This is a genomic window from Asanoa hainanensis, from assembly GCF_900188485.1.
GTDB lineage: Bacteria > Actinomycetota > Actinomycetes > Mycobacteriales > Micromonosporaceae > Asanoa > Asanoa hainanensis.
In genome coordinates, this window is the sequence record NZ_FZPH01000025.1 from 68,709 (window position 1) to 87,103 (window position 18,395).

Sequence of the window (18,395 nt, forward strand, 5' to 3'; positions counted from 1 at the left end):
AGCCGGGCTGGAAGACCGGGGTGTTACTGGGCACGTCCGGCCTCCGTGAGCTCGACGGCGGCCTCTCGCCGGACCTGGATGAGCTGGTTGATGGGCTCCTGCATGGATCGGGCCGCGCGCAGCAGGTCTGCGTTGTGACGTGGCGTACCGTCCCCGCGGCTGAGAATCCGCGCAGTCCGTTCGTCATGCGGCAGATCGGCGAGCACAGGCCCCTGCAGTTGCTCGGCGATCTCTTTGCTGCTGTACGGGCCACGTCCGCGAACCAGCAGGCGCAGCACGCCCACGCCGTGCTGCTCGAGTTCGCGTTGCAGCATCAGCACTCGCGGGCGGGCAGAGGAGATGGCCTGCATCGTTCGCTCGACTACGAGCAGGACGACCTCAGCGTGGTAGATCAGCCCGAGGGGCGCGTTGAGCGCCGGGATCCGGCCGCAGTCAGCGATGGCGTCAAACGCCGGGTCGCTGTCCTCGAGCCCGGCCAGATAACCGCCCAGTCGAGTCCACATCGCCGGCGTGACGCTGCCGGCCTGCGCCGGATCGGAGAGGCCGGGCAGAAGCCATCGGTGATGCTGTTGGGAGTCGACGCCGAGGTCGACCAGCTGGGCGCCGACGTCGGCGCCCAGGCGTCCATGCCGCTCGGCGATGGCCAGCCGGGCCAGCCCTTTGTCGGCGGTCATCTGGCCGGCCAGGTAGCCAGCCTGGATGGTGCCGCCGGCGGGGTCGCACTCGGCCAGGATGACCGATCGCGGCCACGCCAGGGTGAGGGCGAGGCTGGTGACAGTGACTCCGGGCGCGCCCTTTGCGGACGCGATCGCGATCAGGGCCATGTCTTCAGTTCCGGGGCAACACGGAAAGCGCCAACCGGCTCTGCGCCGACAGCGTCACGAGGCTCGGCCCATCTCGGCGGGGCACGACGACGTCGACCACAACCTGACCGTCGGTCTGCGGGGCGCCAACGTTCGCCACGGTCGCCTCGATGGCCTGCGGGGCGGCCGGCGGCTGATTGGTGGGCTTGGCGTCCGGTACGACGGCCACGCGCGGATCTGGGGTCACCACCAGCAGCACCTTGTCGCCGCGGCGCAGCGGCGTGGCCGGCATCTGCGCAGGTTTGAGCTCGATGCCGAACAACTGCTCGCCGGGCGCGGGGATCGGCGTGTCCGTGATCTGTTCCGCGGTGAGCAGAGTGCCTGGGACCAGGTCGACCCGCGCGTACCGGCCGACGTATTTGCCCCGATCACGTGCGGGAATCGGCTGCAGGCCTGGTGCCTTGTTGACGTTGACCACGCGCAGGTCGTCCTCGCCAACCTGAACGCCGACCGCGACCGGCCGGGCGATCGCCAGGAACGATGCGGGCCCGCTCGCGGCGGTGTACGCCCAGGCGCTGAGTGTGCCGAGCACGGTCAGAACCACGCCGAGCGCGACCAACATCGGGCTGCGCCGTCGAGGCTGGACGCGGGCGACGGTCGGCGCCGTAGGCCCGGTTGGGCTGGCAGTGCCTGGGCGGGTGGGGGCGGTCAGGCTCATCGGGTTACCACCTGCAACTCGTCGATCTGAACTGTGGTTTGCGACAGGCGGGTGGCGGTGGCGTCACCGCGCTCGCCGCCCCCGACGACCCACCACTGGATGGTCCAGGTGGCAGTGGCCGTGACGGTGAACAAGCCGCCGGGGGGAGTGGGGCGCTCGTACCGGTAGCCGCAATCTGGTGACGGAGCGCCACCGAAGGCGGGCCGGTACGCCGTGCCGGGGGTTGTGCAGGTCACGCTTCCGCCATCACCCATAGCCCAGACAACCCTGGTCACCTCGGCCCGCGCAGTGACCGCCAGCCCGGGGACTGCTGCGGTCCGGCTGACGGGGCCCCAACTCGTCGGGGTCTGGGCGGTCCACATCCACACGGGTAGGCCGACGAGGCCCCGGCCGGTGGATTGAGGAGCCACGCTGATCTGGGGTTTGCCCATCGGCAGCGCCCGGATCGCCCGGGCGGCGAGCTGGGCGGGCGTGATCGAGCCGGGCTGCCCAGGCGGGGGACTCTGTCGCCACACCGGCGTGCCCAGGAAGTCACCGAAGCAACGCTGGCGGTAAATGGCCCCGTCGCCGGGTGCGTGGCCCTCCCACACGGGGTCGCCAGCGGCGGGCTGTGGGGACTCCAGGATGTAGTAGCACCCGTCGGACTCGTTGAACCACCCGAAGCCCTCTTGGAAGCAGCTCACCCATTGGCCCTGCCACTCGCACGTATTGGTGCTTCCGCCGCTGGGGTCGCCGTCGTCCCCGCCGCCGCCCTCACCGGGGCCGCCGGGCGTCTCCACCACTAACCAGCAGTATTCGCCGTCGGGCGTGCACTGGTAGTAGTCGGCATACGCGGGACCGGCCGAGACGAGCGCGAAAGCCGCCGTGGCGATGACGGCCGAGGCGACCGCGCCGATCCGGCGGGTCAACATGGCCGGCTCCGATCGCCGGTGGACTCGAAGATGTACCACCGGTTATTGACACTCTTGGCCTTGCTGACCACGACATACTTCTTCGCCTGGTTACTCGGCGCCGGCATCGGCTTGCCGGTCTTTGCGCTGACGGTCACGACCGCGGTGGTGTCGCGGCAATCCTCGATCGTGACGATCGCCGGGCTGGCATCCAAGTCGACGTCGACGACCGTCGGATCCCAGATGGACTCGCCTCGGCTGACGACACCGGCCTCCCTCATCTGCGCGAACGAGTTGACGAGTTGACCGAGCAGCGGCTCGGCGGCGTACTTCGGCAGTTCCTTCGACTTGAAGTCCGCCTTACTGGCGGCCGCCTGGTAGGCCGTGCGGTAAAAGCTGTAGACAGCCATCACGTCCGTGCGCGCCTGAGCCTGGGCTGGATCCTCCGTGGCGCTGGGTGCCACCACCGTCGGCGATCCGGCCAGCCCGGGAGTCGCAGCCTCATCTGAACAGGCGGCGCCGGTGATCAGCACTCCACATGCTGACGCGACGAGCAGCAGCCGGGCGCGGTCGGTGCGTCGCCTCATGATGTTGTCTCCTCCCCATGCCGGCCGATGCGCGGCTTACGGTGATGAACGCCTATGCGCCTCGTTCAGACGTCCGCTGACCTGGATCATGCTAACGGGGTATCATTATATAGAACGTTGGAGTCCTCGTCTACCGTCACCGAATGAAAACCCGGTAGTCCGCCAGCCAGGTGTTCACGTCGAGCAAGTAGCCGAGTTTCATTTCGTTCCGCCAATCGGTGGCGCGGCCGGCGAGAAGGTGGCGAATCGCAGCCGCGTCGACGAGCGGAAGGATTGGCGATGTCGGGTCGGTGATCACAGCGTGAAGGCGTTCGCGCACGGTCGCCTGCCACGCGCTCATGGCGTGCGACGACGGGTAGCCGCTCTTGGCCCGCCACGTGACCTGTTCCGGGAGGAGGTCAGCGACCGCATGGCGGAGCAGGCCCTTCGCATGGCCGCCAAGCCGGCGGGTGCCCGCTGGCACGTTGTAGACGTAGGCGAGCAGGCGGTGGTCGAGGAAGGGCACGCGCGTTTCGACACCAGACGCCATCGCCAACCGGTCGGCGCGGTCCAGCAGGAAACGTAGATAGTGGGTGATCGTCAGATGAATCGCCTGGCGCCGCCAGCGAAGGATGGACGGCTCGCCCTGAACGCGGGGCACGACGCGCAGCGCGTCGGCGCGTTTCTGGGCCTCGTAGTCCCTCGGTCTCATCGTGGCGTCGGCCTCGCGGGACAGCACGTCGACGGGGGAACCGAATGTCCGTGACCACGGCCAGCCCAGAGGCTTGATGTCGGCGACATCGTCGTGCCAGCCGTATCCCGAGAAGACCTCGTCTGCGCCTTCGCCAGACAAAACGACGGGCGCGGTCCCAGAGACCTCCCGGAAGAGGAGGTACAGACTGACGTTGACGTTGGTGGGGCCGGGCAGGTCCAGGGCATGGAGTGTGGCGCGTTCAGCGGCGACGAGGTCCTCGGCGCTGACCTGCACGGTGTGGTGCGCTGAGCCGATGTGTGCTGCGGCCGCGTCCGCGTAAGGGGCATCGCGGTCGACGTGGATGAGCGACGGTCCAGAGGCGCTGCCGCCTAGATAGTCGATGGTGAAACTGTGAAGTTTGCCCTGCCCATTCGCCGCGAACTCCGCAGCTGCTAGCGCGGCGATCGCGGAGGAATCCACGCCGCCGGAGAGAAGCGCGGCGACCGGGCGGTCGGCGACAAGGTGGGAGCGGACCAGTTCTTGTAGTCGGAATCTGACCGTGGCGACTGAGGTCTCGGCGTCGTCTGTGTGTTCGTGCGGTTCCAACGCCCAGTACCGCGACGTGTTGATGCCGTTGTGGTCCATTACCGCCAGGTGCGCGGGTTCGAGCTCGTGAATGCCGCGGAATACAGCGGAGCCGGGGGAGCGGCAGGGGAACATGGCAAACAGCTCGTTGAGCCCGTCGGCGTCGACCTGCGGCGAGATCTCAGGGTGAGCGAGCAAGCCCTTGATCTCGGATGCGAACGCGAGTCCAGCTGCCACCGGGGCGAAGAACAGCGGCTTGATTCCGAGCCGGTCCCTGGCGAGCACGAGCCGGCCGTTCTGGGGGTCCCAGATCGCGAGGGCGAACATCCCCTCGAGGTGGTCGACGAATGCGGTTCCCCACCGCAGGTAGGCCGCGAGTACGACCTCTGTGTCGGACCTCGTTCGGAACGGCGGCACATGTGGCCGCAGTTGCTCGCGGAGATCGTCGGCGTTGTAGAGCTCGCCGTTGTAGACGATGGTCGCTTTCAGGCGGTGGGCCAGCGGTGACAGAATCAACGGCCGCCCAGACGGGGGTGTCCTGTGGAGCGGCATCCTCGACATCGGCTGGGCGCCCCCGTCGGCATCGATGATGGCCAGTCGGCGCTGTCCGAGGAGGACGTGGGTGTCGACGAATGTGCCGTGACCGTCTGGGCCTCGGTGGCTCTGCACGCTCGTCATCAGGGAGATGACGTCAGTCCGATTGGTGAGGTCGCGGGTCAGGTCGACCCATCCAGCGATACCGCACATGCTGTTCCCCCGGAGCCCTTGTGGTGGTGAGGTGGTCGTATTGAGCTGTCGTGAATGGCTTTGGTGGCGATGGTCCGTAGCCCCGGCCGGGCGCCGGCGCGATGTGCCAGGCGCCGTCGGCAGCTTGAGCAGGTGGAACCGGCACGCGGAGGGCCCGCGGCGGCCGGTGAGGTCGCCGTCGCGGGGTTTGGACTAACTGCCTTGCGTGTCGACTCTCGCGGCGCGCCAGCCGTCGACCGAGTAGGTGCATGTGATGCGGAGGGTTCCACCGTCGGTCTTGACGTTCATAGTCGCGATCAGGTTCGTCATCGTGACCGGCTCGGGCATGCCCTGCACCTGTGTGGACTTGATGATCTGGGGGTCGATGGTGTCGAGGTACTTGTTCATCTGTGGGTCGGCCAACGGCTTGACCTGGCCGAGCCATGCCTCTTTCGAGAGCGTTGGCTGAGACCATGCCTGCGCGAATTTCCCGACGCAGTCCTCAGCACCGGGATACTTCGAACCGTTACCCGATCCTCCCGGAGCGCCTGTAGGCGTTGACGACTGATCGCCGAGGCCGCGCTGGACCAACGGCGGATTGCCACCCGAGCCTTCGTACGGGTCGTCGGACCCGCTGCACCCGGCGACGGCGACTGCCAGCAGAAGGGCCATGGCGCCGGCGAGAAGTCGTGGAACGCCGCCGGTCCGCAGGCGCGGCCGACGCCGAGCCTCGGCCTGCGCTGGCGCCAGTTGGGTGTGATGCATGATCGCTTACTCCTAGGGTGTGTAGTGATCGGCTTGTCGTGCAGGCTCATCTGCGGTGTCGGCTGCAGCAATGGCGGCGGGCAGCGGCACCCTGAGGAAGGTGGAAGGGCTAGGGTTCCGGCCACGGGCGCGGTGGCTGAGGCGTCTCATCGCAGCGTTGCCGCCGCGGGCTGTGGTTCGCTGCGGTGTACCTGGGAGCCAGCGCCTGGGGAAACCGCGGCCCACTCCGGCAGTTGCAGACGGTAAGAGCTGCTCGCCTCCGCCGTGTGAACCGGCTCAAGGTATCTAGCGGCCGTCAACCGCGTCAGCATGCGACGCAGGCCTACCGGTCGCGTGTTGGTGGCAAGCAGGACCGCCCTGCCGGTCGGATCGCCGTCCAGTTCGACGGACCCGGCGCGACGAAGCCGGGTCGCTAGGACGTTGGCGAGGGCAACGATGTGGCCCCCCTGCCAGATCGTGGTGACTCTGGCCTGCCAGACCATCGCGAATCCGTCTGGATCAGCTGCCGGATCGACCGCCATCGTCGTTCGAGCGATCAGGATCTCAGCACTGGCGAGGATCTCCTGCCGAGGTCCTGTGCTCGGCCGGCGGCGGGCCACGATGTGGCAGTGCCAGCCGACTGTCGTCATCGAAAGGACGCGGGCGACCGCCCGACCGTCGTGGACCGCGAGCAGGCGCCCGCGGATGCTGGTAGACGGTTGCTCTGTATCGCCAGGGGCGAGCGGCACGGTGATCATCGCACGGCCCTCCTTCGACGGAGCCGCACGGATTCAGCGACGTCGTCGCAGAACGCGTCGATTTGCGCTGTCGTGATGCGAGGCATGCAAATCAGGTGACTGATGGATCCACTGGTGGCGAGGTGCCAGCGCTGGATGACCTCGTCGGCTGGACGATCAAGGACGACGGTCATGGCGTGGGGGTGTCGCCAGGCCCAGACTCCGACGTCGCGGAGCCGCATGACGGTGTAGTTGGCGATCCGACGTGCGTGATCGGCCCGGGCCCGAAGGCCCTCTTCTCCCTCGATAAGGAGTGCGTACCAGAGCATGACTGGCCCGTGTCCCGAGCGTGAGCTCAGGAGGGTGTTGGCGGTGGTCCCGACGTAGGCTATACGCCGCGCCGCGGCGTCCATGTGGGCACGATGGGTCAGGACAACGCCGGACGGGATAGGAGCACCCAAGAACTTGTGACCGCTGACGCTGACGCTGTCAACGTCAGCCAGCCCAAACGGTGGACGAAGCTGTGGCGGCAGTAGCGCCAGCGGAATGCCGGAGAGCGCGGCGTCGGCGTGGATGTAGCGGCGGGTGATGCCGGCCTGGTCGAGGATGGCCGTGATGGCGGCGACGTCGTCAACCGCCTCGGTCATGGTGGTGCCGATCGTCGCGACGACGATTACCTGCGGGGGCTGCCATTGGCGGCGTCGGGCTTGGCGGCGAACGGCGCGGTCCAGGGCGGCTAGGTCGAGGACGCCCGTCTCGTCGGTGGGAATCGAGACGGCAGGCAATCCGAGGGTATAGGCCCATCGACTGACGCTGAAGTGTGCGTCGGCGGAGTGATAGACCACCGCGTGCGGGTACAGGCTTCGGGCCTGCAGAAGGGCCCAGCCGATGGCTTCGGAGCTGCCTGAAGTGACGTACCCCCAGACCTTGCGCGGGTCGGGGGCCAGCAGCCGCGCAAACCAGTCGACGACCTGCCGCTCGAAGGCCTTCGTGTGCGCCGGGAACGCCGAACCCTGAGCCACGGGATCGCCGATGTTGTTGAGCACGTAGCCCATGAGGGGGAGCAGATCGGTGACGTCCAGGTCGTAAGCAGTGGGGAACCCGATGCTGGTCAGGCGATCCTGGTCAAGGAACTGGCAGAACCCGGCTATGACCGAGCGGGCGTGCTCGCGGCGCTGGAGCCTGTCCCCTTTATTCTGGTGAGCGGCCTGGAGGTTCACCTTGGCGTCGAGATGAGGACCATCGGAGGACCAGAGCATCGCTTGGGACAGGTCGGCCGGCGCCGTTGCGATCGTGCTCATGCCGCGTCCCGTGCCGTCCGCGCCCGCGCGGCCAGGTCCCGGGACCGGTCGGCAACGTAGGTGAGATCCTCGACGAGGCTCTCGACCGAGTCAGGCACGCCAGCCAAGATGAGCCGCTCCTGGTCGCCGATGAGGCGACCGACTCGTGCGGCGAACGCCTCGCCCACGGGCGTCGGCCGCAGACTGTCGCCGCGCCCAGCAGATCCAGCGCGCCGCTCGACGAACTCGCGCTGTACCAGCACGGCGAGGATCTCGGCTATCCGCGCGCGTGAGGTCCCGGTCTTGGCGACGACCGCGCGAACCTGGAGATTGGGCTCGGAACAGATCAGGGCGAGCGCGTCGAACTCCGACCAGCGCAGGTCTTCGTCACGAAGCACCGTTCGCTCAAGATGTGCGCGCAGGCTATTTGTCGTCCGGCACAGCTGCGACAAAAGCCCATTGCGGACGCAGCTCTCGTACATCATGACCCGACCCGGGCTGCGTCAACGACCGACGGGATGCCCGGCTCTGCGGGCGTGTTCTGGTCCATGGCTCGGCACTCTCCTCGCGGACGAGTTGGCCGTGACAGCACTGGCGAAGCGCGCGGTCCGCGCGCACGTCTTCGCCGGTCCCCGTTTGCTGTCACGGCTCCCGGCGCGGACCAGGCGTCGGAGCCCCACCCACGCGGGGATCTCAAGTGGGTCGCCGGAGATCCCCGCGCGTGAGGGCGGGTCTTGCGTCGCGGTGCCCGAGGAACCAGCCCCCCAGTGTCAACCGAGCGGATCCTCAGTAACCCGCCATCAACAACCCTCAGTTGACGACGCATTGGAGCTTAGGACCCAACACCCGCTGTCTGTCAACCCATGCATGAGATAGCCTTCCACGGCGGGGGTCGACGTAGTTGACAGCAGCAGAAGACCGGGGGTCTTTCGATGACGAATCGCGACGGGCCGCCGGTCCTGCGCACCTTGGGGGATCGACTCACCTATCTCTTCGAAACGGTGCGCGAGCCGGGCTCTCGCCCCTCCTACCGGGCGGTCGCCGAAGCGATCAAATCCGAGCAGGGCGTTGTGATGTCGGCGCAGTACATCAACCAGCTGGCCAACGGGGAACGGGAAAACCCCGGACTGGTCCAGCTGACGGCGATCGCGACATACTTCGGCGTCACGCCTGGATACCTGCTCGGCGAACACGCCCACGTCGAGCGATTTGCCGGCGAGCTGCAGCGTCTCGCTGAGGCGGTCGCGATGCGCGAGCAGGTGCAGCAGCTGATGGACGACACCATGCAGGAGCCCGCCGTCCAACAGATCGTGCTCAGGGCGCGCGGGGTGTCCCCGGCGCACCTCGAGCTCGTGGCGGAAATGTTGGCGAAGGTGCGGCGGATGGAAGGGCTCGACGACGCCGACGGTGACGAGAGCTCGCCACAGGACTGGCGGAGGGTCTGACGTGGGCCCGGCGAAGGTGTCGCGTTGCGAACCTCAACGCGTCACGCCATAGTGACGTCTTGATCGACTGAACGTGATGTCCGCACTGTGGCGCCACCGGCCTTGCCCTTGCGGGCCGGGGACCAGGCTCGCGGCACGACCTGCCATAAGGGAGTGGATCTTGGGTGGACGGGCAACAGAGACGGCGGTTTGAAGCCCTACTTCGTGAGCTGAAGATCACGATCCCGACGCCGTTTGATCCCTGGAGGTTCGGTCAGCTTGTCGCTGAACGAAGAGGACGCCCACTTCGCGTCCTCCGTCTCGACACCGCGGATGCCCCAACCTGTGGCTTGTGGCTGGCCACCCCCAGGAGCGATTACATCGTCGTCGACCAGAGCGCTCCGCCGGTGCTCGCAGGGCACATTGCATGCCACGAGGTGTGCCACATGCTCCTCGGCCACGTGGGCCTCATTCCCCTTACGGGGGAGGCCCTCGGTCTGGAACATATCGATCCCGCGGTCGTGAAACGCGTACTCGGCCGTACCAGCCGCTACCCCACGAAAGACGAGCGCGACGCCGAGGCGCTCGCGACCTACCTGCGGTCGTACGCGGGGCGCTGGACGCCAGCGCCGCGACCACGTCCCGGCGACAATGCCGACGCCAGAGTGATTGATCGAATCAGCGCGACCTTGGCCGGCGACCGGAGATGGTGGAGGTGAACGCCCTCGCCTTGATCACGGCGGTCCTTGCGTTTGCCGCTGCGGCGCACAAGGCCGTCCAGTACCGACGGGACTCGCGAAACCCCGCGCTCCTTGCAGCCTGTGTCGTGCTCTCCAGCCTTGGCGGCGCGGTGCTCCTCGCGTGGGCCCCATTGCATGTGTGGATCACCAACGGGGGCGGTGTGCCCAACCTGGCTCGTTACCTCTCGCACACCCTCGCCCTGGTCGCGGTGGCAGCCATGCAGTCGATGTTCCTGTTCCTCGCAGATCCCGCGACCGCGCGCAGGCGGGCGTTGTGGCGGTGGCTCATCCTCTTCGTCGCCGTGGCTGCGATGGGAGTCGCCTTTAGCCTCGGCGAGTTCGCTGTCGACGATCCTGGTCACCTTGCCAACCGGTACTCGGACACGCCGGAATTAATGATCTATATGGCGGCGTTCATCGGGTATTGCCTCCTTGGGGCGGCGGGCGTGCTGACCATGCCGGTGAGGTATGCGCCGCTAGTGCCGTCGCCGACCCTGCGCCTGGGGCTGCGGCTGCTAGCTGCGGCCGTCGTCCTGGGCGGGACCTACGGATTGCACAAGGCCGCCTTCTTCGCGCTCGTCGGCGCCGGCGTCGAACCGCCCTGGGCCGAGGCGCCGGTGTCGAGCGCGTTAACCATCCTCATTGTCAGCGCGGTGGTCGGTGGTCTTGTGGTTCCATCCGTCGGCCCATATGTCACCGAAGCCCTGGGCTGGCCCAGCCGCTATCTGCTGTATCGACAGCTGGAACCACTGTGGACGGCCATCTATCGCGTCAATCAGTACGCCGTGCTGAGTCCGCCCCTGCGTCGGCCCTCAATTGCCGACATGCGATTTCAGCTGGACCGCCGCGTGGTCGAGATCCATGACGGGCTGCGCTCCCTGAGCCGATACGCGGAGCTCGCGATAGAGAACGAGGCGACGATCGCCGCGCTTCGCGACGGTCAGCCAGCAGAGACCGCACGAGCAGTTGGCCAAGCGGCCAGCATCGCTGCCGCGATCGAAAGAATGACGACGGTTCCAGACAGCCACACTGGGAACGGTGCTGGCGCCGTCGCGACCGCCAGCGCCACGGCCGCCGATGTGGAAGCAAACGCCCGATCCCTCGCTCCGGTATCTCGAGCGTATGCGCGCAGTCGCCAGCATGGATTGTGCCCGCCTGAACGGACTGTCGACCTGCCGCCCGAACAGATCAGTCTTGCCGGAGACTTCTTCCTCGTGGCGCACGACGGTCACTCGGGCAGGCCTCGGCTGCGCAGCCGGACGCTGGAGGTAACCCTCGCCGCTGCGCTGCTCGCGGAGCTGCTTTACCACAACCTCGTCTACATCGACGGCAAGCAACTGATCCCAATGGGGCGAACTCCGCCAACCGACTCGCTAGCTCTGCAGGTCTGGCAATTGATCTCCGTCGAGCGGCCGAACCGCCACTCCGTCCGCACCTGGCTGACTTACCTGTCCGAGACCGCCGTTGACGATGTCACCAAGCGCCTCCATGATGCCGGGGTCATTGCACCGATGGTTGGCAGGACGCTGCGCGGAACCACGACCATCTGGCGGCCGACCGACCCGAGCGTTGCGGCCTCGTCGTGGGCACGGCTTTCCGCCCTGCTTCGAGCGCGAGAGGGCCTAGAGCCCCTCGATGTCGCTCTTGCGGGCTTGATTAACGCGGCTGAGCTAGACGCCGTCGTGTTAGAGGGAGCCCCGCGCTATGTACGAGAACACATGCTCTCCATTGTGGACGGCTCCTGGCTACCCCTGCGTCATCTGCTCAGCGAGACGCGCGCGCTGATCGGGAAGGAGGTCATGACGAACTACGTAGGCGCAGGCCGAGCCAGCTGAGTGCTAGGCAACAGCGATGGATCGAGGGTTAAGTCTTGTGAGCTTTCGGTGTCCTACAATGCCGTCCCATGTCGTAACATCGCCGGCAGCCGATGGCTTGATCAATCCATCACCGAGGAGACGCTAATGGCGATGCGGTCGCGGGACCTGACGTTCTCTGGCGAGACCTATCTGATCGCGCATGACGACCGAACAGGCAAACCTCGGCTACACAAGCGTGGAATCGCCGTGACGCTCGCGGCCGCCCTCCTTGCCGAACTGTTGTACGCGAACCGCCTTCACATTCAAGGTCGGGATGTCGCACCGATCGACGGCCCGCCACCGCAAGATCAGTTAGCCCGTGACATGTGGATGCATTTCTGGACCGAGCGTCACCCGCTGCGTACGTGGCTCGAGTTCTTTGCGACCACCGCACGCGATGATGTGATCGCCAGATTGAAGAAGGAGGGTGTCCTCGTGCCCGGCCGAAGGTCCGGGTCCTGGAGGCCATCCGACCCGAATGTCGGCGCGCAGTCGTGGGCGCGCTTGAGCGTCACCCTGCGCCGCCATGAGCGATTGAACCCCTTCGACGCATGCCTTCTTGGCTTGATCCACGCGGCTGAGCTGCAAGAGATTGTCTTAGACGGTGGCCGCCGCTCGGACCGTCAGTACCTCGAATCCATCGTCGACAACCTCTGGCCACCGCTTGCCGACCTGCTGGACGAGACCAGGTCTCTGATCGGCGCGCAGGCCATAACCCATCGCATGTAGCGCTGGGACAGTCATTTCAACCCCTCGGAGTAGCCCCGTGCCGCCAACGAGTTCTCCGTCCATCGTCAACGAACACCTACGGCGCAACAAACTCGGCGTTCCCAGCGTGGTGTTCTTCGTGGTCGCCGCGGCTGCGCCGCTGACCGTGATCGCCGGTGGCGCCGTCACCGCAGTTGCCGTCACCGAGCTGATCGCGGTACCCATCGGCTACCTTGTGATCGCTCTCGTCCTCGCTGTGTTCAGCGCTGGCTATGTCGCGATGAGCCGACACGTCGTGAACGCCGGCGCGTTCTACTCCTACATCACCCGAGGGCTGGGGCGCAGGTTTGGCGTCAGCGCCGCGGGCGTCGCGGTGATGGCCTATAACCTGATGCAAGTGGGCCTGTACGGCGCGTTCGGATTCGTTGCTGCCCAGGTTCTCGATACCTTCGGGGTAGGCGTTTCGTGGTGGGTCTGTGCGCTCGTGGGATGGGCGATCGTCGGTGTACTTGGCCTTCTGGACGTAAGCCTCAACGGTCGCGTGCTGGCCGCGATGTTGCTGGCCGAAGTCGTGATCGTGCTGATCTACGACGCTGTGATGATCAGCCATCCCGCGGGCGGAACGGTGCAATGGGACGCGCTTGATCCAGGCCAACTACTCAACCCGTCGATTGCCGCGGTGATGGTGGTCTCCGTCGCCGGGTTCGTCGGGTTCGAGGCCACCGTGGTGTTCTCGGAGGAAGCGCGCGACCCTAAGCGCACCATCGCCCGAGCCACCTACATCGCCATCGTCGCCGTCGGCCTACTCTACGGCTTGTCCGCATGGGCAATCTCCGTGGCCACCGGGCCAGAGGCATTCGTCGGCCGCGCGAAGGCCGACGGCACCGAGCTGATGTTCAACCTGGTCGTGCCCTACGTCGGTCAGACCTTTGTGGACATCGGACACCTACTGTTCTTGACCAGCCTCTTCGCCGCTTTGCTCGTCTTCCACCACACCGTCGCGCGCTACAGCTACGCGCTCGGACGCGAGCAGGTGCTGCCGCCCATGTTCGGCCGGATCGTTCGGCGGACCGGCGCGCCGAAGTACGGGTCGCTGGCGCAGACAGCGCTCGGCTTGGTCGTCATCGTGACCTACGCGATCGCCGGTTGGGATCCAGTCGACAACATGTTCGCCCGGCTGACGACGATCGGCGGCCTGGGGGTCCTCATCCTGATGGCGGCGACGTCGTTTTCCGTCATCGGCTTCTTCCGTCGCGAGCCTCATGACGAGCCCGTCTGGCGCCGCGTCATCGCGCCGCTGCTCGCCGGCATCTTCCTCGCCGTCCTGGCGATCATCACGATCCTGAACCTCGGATCGTTGCTGAACGTCGACGCGACCTCCCCAGTCGCGTGGGGCTTTCCAGTGGCCTACGGGGTGATAGCTGCGGTCGGTCTGATCTGGGCCACCATCCTCAAATGGCTGCGCAGCGACATCTTTGCCCGGATCGGGCTCGGCGTGGAGACATCCGCAACGCCGGACTCAGGCCTCGACATGCAGCGCAGTCACCGCGTGGGTGTCTGACTCAGATCGCTGAAGGGAAATCGCTTTCATGCCCTCGCTACCCACCCTTGCGTACACCCGCCTCGCAGAGCACGCGGAACTCCCAGCGCTACGCGCCGTGCTCGTGCGTAGCTTCCTGGACAGCCCAATCGGTGACTGGCTGATCGCCGACCGGGGAACCCGCCGCGCCGTCTACGAGCGATGCTTCACCCTCGTTCTGGACCATGCCTTCGAAAACGGCATCGTGCAGACCACGGCTGATTTGACCGCGGTCGCGCTTTGGTATCCGACAATGGAGCCAGCCCCCGACGACCCCGACTTCGAGGCCCGCCTCGAGCAGGCGGCCGGTGAATACTTCCAGCGTTACGCCATCAAGATGGTGACCACCGCACCGCACCACCCAACCGATCCGCATCATCACCTGGCGTTCCTTGGCGTCGAGCCGGAGCGCCAGGGCGAAGGGATCGGCACCGTCCTGCTCCGCGAGTATCTGGGCGTACTCGACTCGACCGGCACGGCCGCCTACCTCGAGGCAACCAACCCAAGGAACCGTGCCCTGTATCAGCGGCACGGCTTCGTCAGCGCGGACCCGGTGTACCTGCCAGAAGGGCCGCCCTTGTGGCCGATGTGGCGCCCTGGTTCCGATCCGGCGGAGCATCCGGTCGCCGCCGCAGTCCGACGCGCTGGCGAGCAGGCGGGGGTCGAGAGAGCCACCGCAGTGGTCGACCGGTCAGGGTTGCTGGTGTTCGGAGCGGCAGAAGACCTACCGGATGATGTGAAGCCGGCGCCGAGGCCAGTGCCGTCGCAGCGGCAGAGCGAGGGCGGGCCCTTCATCAATTGGGGGCGTTGGCCGCAGCGCAACCGTCGCCACGTCTCTGAGTGATTTCGAAGGGGCCCGCACGGTCGCGGCCGGGCGGGCCCCCTCTGTCAGTGCGCTGCCTGGGCGTCGCTGTTGCGTTGCTTTGCGCGGAGCCGTTTCACGGTCTGGATGCTGACCGGCGCCCCGATCCGATCGGTCAGGGCAGCAGCGAGAGCTCGTTGGCTCATGGCGGGGGCGTCGGCGCCGGCCGCGGCGAGGACGGCTTTGAGGTCATCGAGGGTGACCGTCCGGGCCGCAGGCGGTCGACCGCTGCTCCTCCGGGGAGCGGTTGGAAAGACCCATTCGAGCGCGCGGCGCCGAGTCCAGAGGTAGGTGCTGCCGTGACGCGCGGTTTCGGTGACGTCCGGTAGCGGCAGGTATCCGTCTTGTCCGCGATCCCAATCGGGTAGCGAGTTGGTGACGTAACTCGTCATGGTGGCGGCCTTGACGCCGCGGAGCTTGGCGAACTGCTCCCGGCCGATCAGCTCGTCCGGATCATCGACGAGCGGCGCCGGCTGCGGATCCGGGTTGCGCCGCGCACGGTAGACGTCCAGCGCGGCAATCGCGAACCAGTCCCGGCCGTCCAGACGGTCCGGCAGCGGGTCGGGCCACCCGCGCCGTGCCCGCTGGCCCGGTGAGGAGTACATGCTCACCGTCGCGGCCGGCATCCCGAGGTACTCGGCCGCGCCGGCGCGATCCGTCGCCGGCTGCCCGTCGACAATCCGCTGCTCCACAGCCGACCCGTCTCCTCGAGTAGAGGTGCGGCCCGGACCATCCACCTCATCAGAGGTGGCGGCAAGGTCCGGGCCGCTTTCCAGAAGTCCGCCCCGGACGAGTCCAGCCGCAGACCAAGTCACTGTATCGCGAGGCGCGGACCGTCCAAGGCTCGGACGCTGACACGTGTCGCTGGCAGGCCGGATAGGGCGTTGAGTGCTGTCGGCGGCGAGCACGGCGGTGGCCATCGGGGACCCCTTTCGGTCGGACCACAGGTAGACGTGGCGAACGCGGACTAAAACAGGCATCATTATAAGGCATGCTCGGCGACTTTGGAGGCAGAACTATGGCAGGCCATGTCAGCGCCGTGAACTACGCCACCGCCCACACGAAAGGGGTGGTTCTGCCTCACACCCGCCTCGCGGTGCCGCATCGTCGGCTGACCCTCCACCCGGCTGCGGGCCGCTCTCACCTATGACGGCGAGGCGTACTCGGGGGAGCTCCGGCTCGACGGGACGCTCGTCGGTATCGTCGAGAACACCGGCGAGGGAGACCCGCCGAGTTGGTGCCCGGTGCGACCCGCGGAGTTTGGGCCCGCCGAGATGTCCGCCTTCGTTGCGGCATGTCGAGACCGGGACGGCCAACCGGTTGACGGGTCCAGCGTGCTCAGTTCGCTGGTCGAGGAGACGTTCACGGGCCAGCATCTCGACCGCTTCGCGCGCATGGGCCGGACATCGTTTCGCACGATGGTCATACAGGGTGACCGCCTCGTCGCCGATGCGTACTACGGCATTCCAGCCGTTGCAGCTGGAGCACCGAGGAGGCTGTTGCCCAGATCCGCCGGGAGCAGCCCGACGCAGCCGCGATCGAAGTGTGGACGGGTACAAACTGGCAGCCTCGCACAAGCGGGCACACGACTCACCACTGATACGACCGCGCGGGGCCTTCAGAACACCAAATCCGAAGGCCTCGCGCGCGAGCCCAGCAGGACGGGACGCCAGCGAGGGTTTCCTGGCACTGGTTTCCGCAACTGGTTTGCTGGTTACCCGGTCAGGAGCTTCACGACCGTCTCCGGTGCGGGCACTGTCTGATTCGCTGGCGGCGGCTCGATGCTGACCGGCGAGCCGAAATCGAAGTACCGTGCCGTGTTTTTCCCGCCACCGTCTGCCGCGGTGCTGAGGTCGATAGTGGTGGTGGCCAGCCGGCCGTGGCCGTCGACGGTCGCGCTGAAGGGCAGCGCCATGTAGGCGTCACCCATCCGATCGGCTTCCTTCTTGTTGGTCGCGGTCTTGGTCAGGTCAATCGTCGCGCTGAACGTTCCGGGTCCGTCCTTTTTGACGTCCGAGAGCGCACCCAGCAGGCGCCCGACACCGACCGGGTCGTTCTCGGGGAACAAGTCGAAGGTCGAGCCCGCCAGTCGATCAAGGGAGATTCTCATCCACTTGCCGCCCGGCACGCCTGGCACGCCCTTGGCCAGGACGTAACCGTCTGTTCCGATGGTGCGTACCTGGACTTCGGCGCTGCGGCCACCGGCGTCCAGCTTCATCGTCATCTCGCCGAGCTTCGCCTTCGGGTCGAGGCTGCCGGTGCTCGTGCTCCCAGGCGACTCGAGCGTCATCTTCAGGGACGTCTCGTTGAGCCTGCGCGCCGCGGCGCCGAGTTCCTCTTTCGGATCGGCTGGCGGTGCCTCGGTGACCGTCGTGGTGGTGGCGCCTGCGGGCGCCGGTGAGGGATTGGTGGTCTTGCCACATGCTGTCAGGGCCAGGGACAGCGCAGAGACCGCGAATAGCCCCGTGAGCCTGCTTCGTATCCGCATGCGCATCAGTCTGCCGTTGACAACCAGATATGGCTGCCCCGTAGCCACATTTGTTTGGTCTAGTTGACAGTCTCAATGGCCGGCGCGCTGACCAGCGCGAACGCTATAAAAGTCGCCGACAACTGGCTATTCTGGCGGCACCATCCGCCCGAGCCGATCGAACGCCGCCGCCGACACTGTCACACCGGCAGGGGCCGTCTACCGTGCCCACGCCAAGATCCGCGCTCGCGGCGAACGCGAGATCGCCACCCCCAGACCTGGAAGATCGTGGCCAAGCTGCGCTGCTGCCCGCGCCACGTCACCGCAGCCCTCTGCGGCCTTCTGCGCCACGCCGAGTACATCCGCTAGATGGAAGTGACTCATTTCAACCTGGGGTAGATCAGCGGCCTTTGCCCTCGTGCAGTCGGTTTGGGTTGGAAGCGATCATCGCCACCGATGTACCTGGCTGCATTTCAGTGTCGTAGAATGAGCCATGGCCCAGACGCCCCGCACCACTGCCGAGGTGCTCGCCGCGCACGGGTTCGCCGTCGATCCGAAGCGAGTATCGGCTGCGACCGAGCGCTTGCGTTCCGCGCAGGCAGGATTCGCCGCCGAGTCGGGCCGCCGCCGCGAGGACGCTTTGGCGTGGGCGGCGGCCAACGATCGTGACGCCCGTCACGTCGCGTGACCGCGTTCGGCTTCGTCCTCGACACGTCATCGATCCTCGGCTACGCCCAGCTACGGATAGGTGTGGCCGAGATGCTGCTCAGCGCCGAGGAGCTAGGCCAGGTCTTCGGCGCCACGGAGCTGTGCCTGGGTTCGGCAGCTGACCTCGAAGCGGCCGGTATCGGCACGGCTCTCGGCGCCCATGCCGTCCGGGATCACGGATCGCTGGTGGTTCTAGCCGATGCGATCCTGCCATCCGATCGGCGGGTCGCACTTCATAGACTCTTCCCCACCCGAGCGGACGTGGTGAGTGCCTTGCTCGCTTCGTTCCATTGGGGAGTTCCTGTGGT

General features: G+C 66.8%; 19 protein-coding genes. 8 read left to right on the top strand and 11 right to left on the bottom strand.

All coding sequences use genetic code 11. The features are described 5' to 3' along the window. Positions 1-23: 23 nt before the first annotated feature. The 9 genes from CHC05_RS41900 to CHC05_RS37460 all read right to left on the bottom strand — a co-directional run bounded on the left by CHC05_RS41900 (position 24) and on the right by CHC05_RS37460 (position 8,228). Positions 24-824 carry a CpaE/TadZ family protein gene (locus CHC05_RS41900; RefSeq protein WP_179266555.1) on the bottom strand — a complete coding sequence of 267 codons (801 nt, stop codon included), beginning with the start codon at positions 822-824 and terminating at the stop codon, positions 24-26. A gap of 4 nt (positions 825-828) precedes the next feature. Next, complete coding sequence (locus CHC05_RS37425) at positions 829-1,422, bottom strand: SAF domain-containing protein (RefSeq protein ID WP_179266556.1); 594 nt, start codon at positions 1,420-1,422, stop codon at positions 829-831. Between the two features lie 95 nt (positions 1,423-1,517). Beyond that, positions 1,518-2,432, bottom strand: coding sequence for a hypothetical protein (locus tag CHC05_RS37430; RefSeq protein WP_089255393.1), 915 nt, complete (start codon positions 2,430-2,432; stop codon positions 1,518-1,520). Next, positions 2,426-2,998, bottom strand: coding sequence for a hypothetical protein (locus CHC05_RS37435; protein ID WP_144022948.1), 573 nt, complete (start codon positions 2,996-2,998; stop codon positions 2,426-2,428). Before CHC05_RS37435 ends, CHC05_RS37430 begins: the two co-directional genes overlap by 7 nt. A 136-nt stretch (positions 2,999-3,134) precedes the next feature. After that, a complete protein-coding gene (gene asnB, locus CHC05_RS37440; RefSeq protein ID WP_179266557.1) occupies positions 3,135-4,934 on the bottom strand; it encodes an asparagine synthase (glutamine-hydrolyzing) in 1,800 nt (599 codons plus the stop codon). A gap of 261 nt (positions 4,935-5,195) precedes the next feature. After that, entirely contained in the window at positions 5,196-5,747 is a 552-nt protein-coding gene (locus CHC05_RS41100; RefSeq protein WP_144022949.1) for a hypothetical protein, read from the bottom strand. Between the two features lie 146 nt (positions 5,748-5,893). Continuing rightward, positions 5,894-6,484, bottom strand: a complete 591-nt coding sequence (locus tag CHC05_RS37450; RefSeq protein WP_089255397.1) for a hypothetical protein — start codon at positions 6,482-6,484, stop codon at positions 5,894-5,896. Next, on the bottom strand, positions 6,481-7,764 hold the full coding sequence (locus CHC05_RS37455) for a histidine decarboxylase (RefSeq protein ID WP_089255398.1): 1,284 nt from the start codon (positions 7,762-7,764) through the stop codon (positions 6,481-6,483). The genes CHC05_RS37450 and CHC05_RS37455 overlap by 4 nt, the downstream gene beginning before the upstream one ends. Continuing rightward, positions 7,761-8,228: a MarR family winged helix-turn-helix transcriptional regulator gene (locus CHC05_RS37460; RefSeq protein WP_089255399.1), complete on the bottom strand. Its 468-nt coding sequence runs from the start codon at positions 8,226-8,228 to the stop codon at positions 7,761-7,763. Before CHC05_RS37460 ends, CHC05_RS37455 begins: the two co-directional genes overlap by 4 nt. 447 nt (positions 8,229-8,675) lie before the next feature. Between CHC05_RS37460 and CHC05_RS37465 the strand changes: the two genes are divergently transcribed. From CHC05_RS37465 to CHC05_RS37490, 6 genes are all read left to right on the top strand, one after another. Beyond that, complete coding sequence (locus tag CHC05_RS37465) at positions 8,676-9,188, top strand: helix-turn-helix transcriptional regulator (protein ID WP_089255400.1); 513 nt, start codon at positions 8,676-8,678, stop codon at positions 9,186-9,188. Between the two features lie 164 nt (positions 9,189-9,352). Then, on the top strand, positions 9,353-9,886 hold the full coding sequence (locus CHC05_RS37470; RefSeq protein WP_144022950.1) for a hypothetical protein: 534 nt from the start codon (positions 9,353-9,355) through the stop codon (positions 9,884-9,886). After that, positions 9,883-11,742 carry a GOLPH3/VPS74 family protein gene (locus tag CHC05_RS37475; RefSeq protein WP_179266558.1) on the top strand — a complete coding sequence of 620 codons (1,860 nt, stop codon included), beginning with the start codon at positions 9,883-9,885 and terminating at the stop codon, positions 11,740-11,742. The genes CHC05_RS37470 and CHC05_RS37475 overlap by 4 nt, the downstream gene beginning before the upstream one ends. A 48-nt stretch (positions 11,743-11,790) precedes the next feature. Further along, positions 11,791-12,492 (top strand): GOLPH3/VPS74 family protein, encoded by a 702-nt coding sequence (locus CHC05_RS37480; RefSeq protein WP_144022951.1) that lies wholly within the window; start codon positions 11,791-11,793, stop codon positions 12,490-12,492. 106 nt (positions 12,493-12,598) lie between these two features. Next, a complete protein-coding gene (locus CHC05_RS37485; protein WP_089255404.1) occupies positions 12,599-14,032 on the top strand; it encodes an APC family permease in 1,434 nt (477 codons plus the stop codon). A gap of 103 nt (positions 14,033-14,135) precedes the next feature. Next, positions 14,136-14,894, top strand: coding sequence for a GNAT family N-acetyltransferase (locus CHC05_RS37490; RefSeq protein WP_179266559.1), 759 nt, complete (start codon positions 14,136-14,138; stop codon positions 14,892-14,894). A gap of 44 nt (positions 14,895-14,938) precedes the next feature. On the opposite strand, the gene CHC05_RS37495 is transcribed toward CHC05_RS37490, so the two are convergent. Both CHC05_RS37495 and CHC05_RS37500 read right to left on the bottom strand, forming a co-directional pair. After that, positions 14,939-15,604, bottom strand: a complete 666-nt coding sequence (locus tag CHC05_RS37495) for a hypothetical protein (protein ID WP_089255406.1) — start codon at positions 15,602-15,604, stop codon at positions 14,939-14,941. 1,022 nt (positions 15,605-16,626) lie between these two features. Continuing rightward, a complete protein-coding gene (locus tag CHC05_RS37500) occupies positions 16,627-17,400 on the bottom strand; it encodes a hypothetical protein (protein WP_144022952.1) in 774 nt (257 codons plus the stop codon). A gap of 472 nt (positions 17,401-17,872) precedes the next feature. Between CHC05_RS37500 and CHC05_RS37505 the strand changes: the two genes are divergently transcribed. Both CHC05_RS37505 and CHC05_RS37510 read left to right on the top strand, forming a co-directional pair. Continuing rightward, positions 17,873-18,067, top strand: coding sequence for a hypothetical protein (locus CHC05_RS37505; protein WP_089255408.1), 195 nt, complete (start codon positions 17,873-17,875; stop codon positions 18,065-18,067). Next, a partial coding sequence (locus CHC05_RS37510) for a hypothetical protein (RefSeq protein ID WP_144022953.1) occupies positions 18,064-18,395 on the top strand: 332 nt, incomplete at its 3' end. The genes CHC05_RS37505 and CHC05_RS37510, both read left to right, overlap by 4 nt.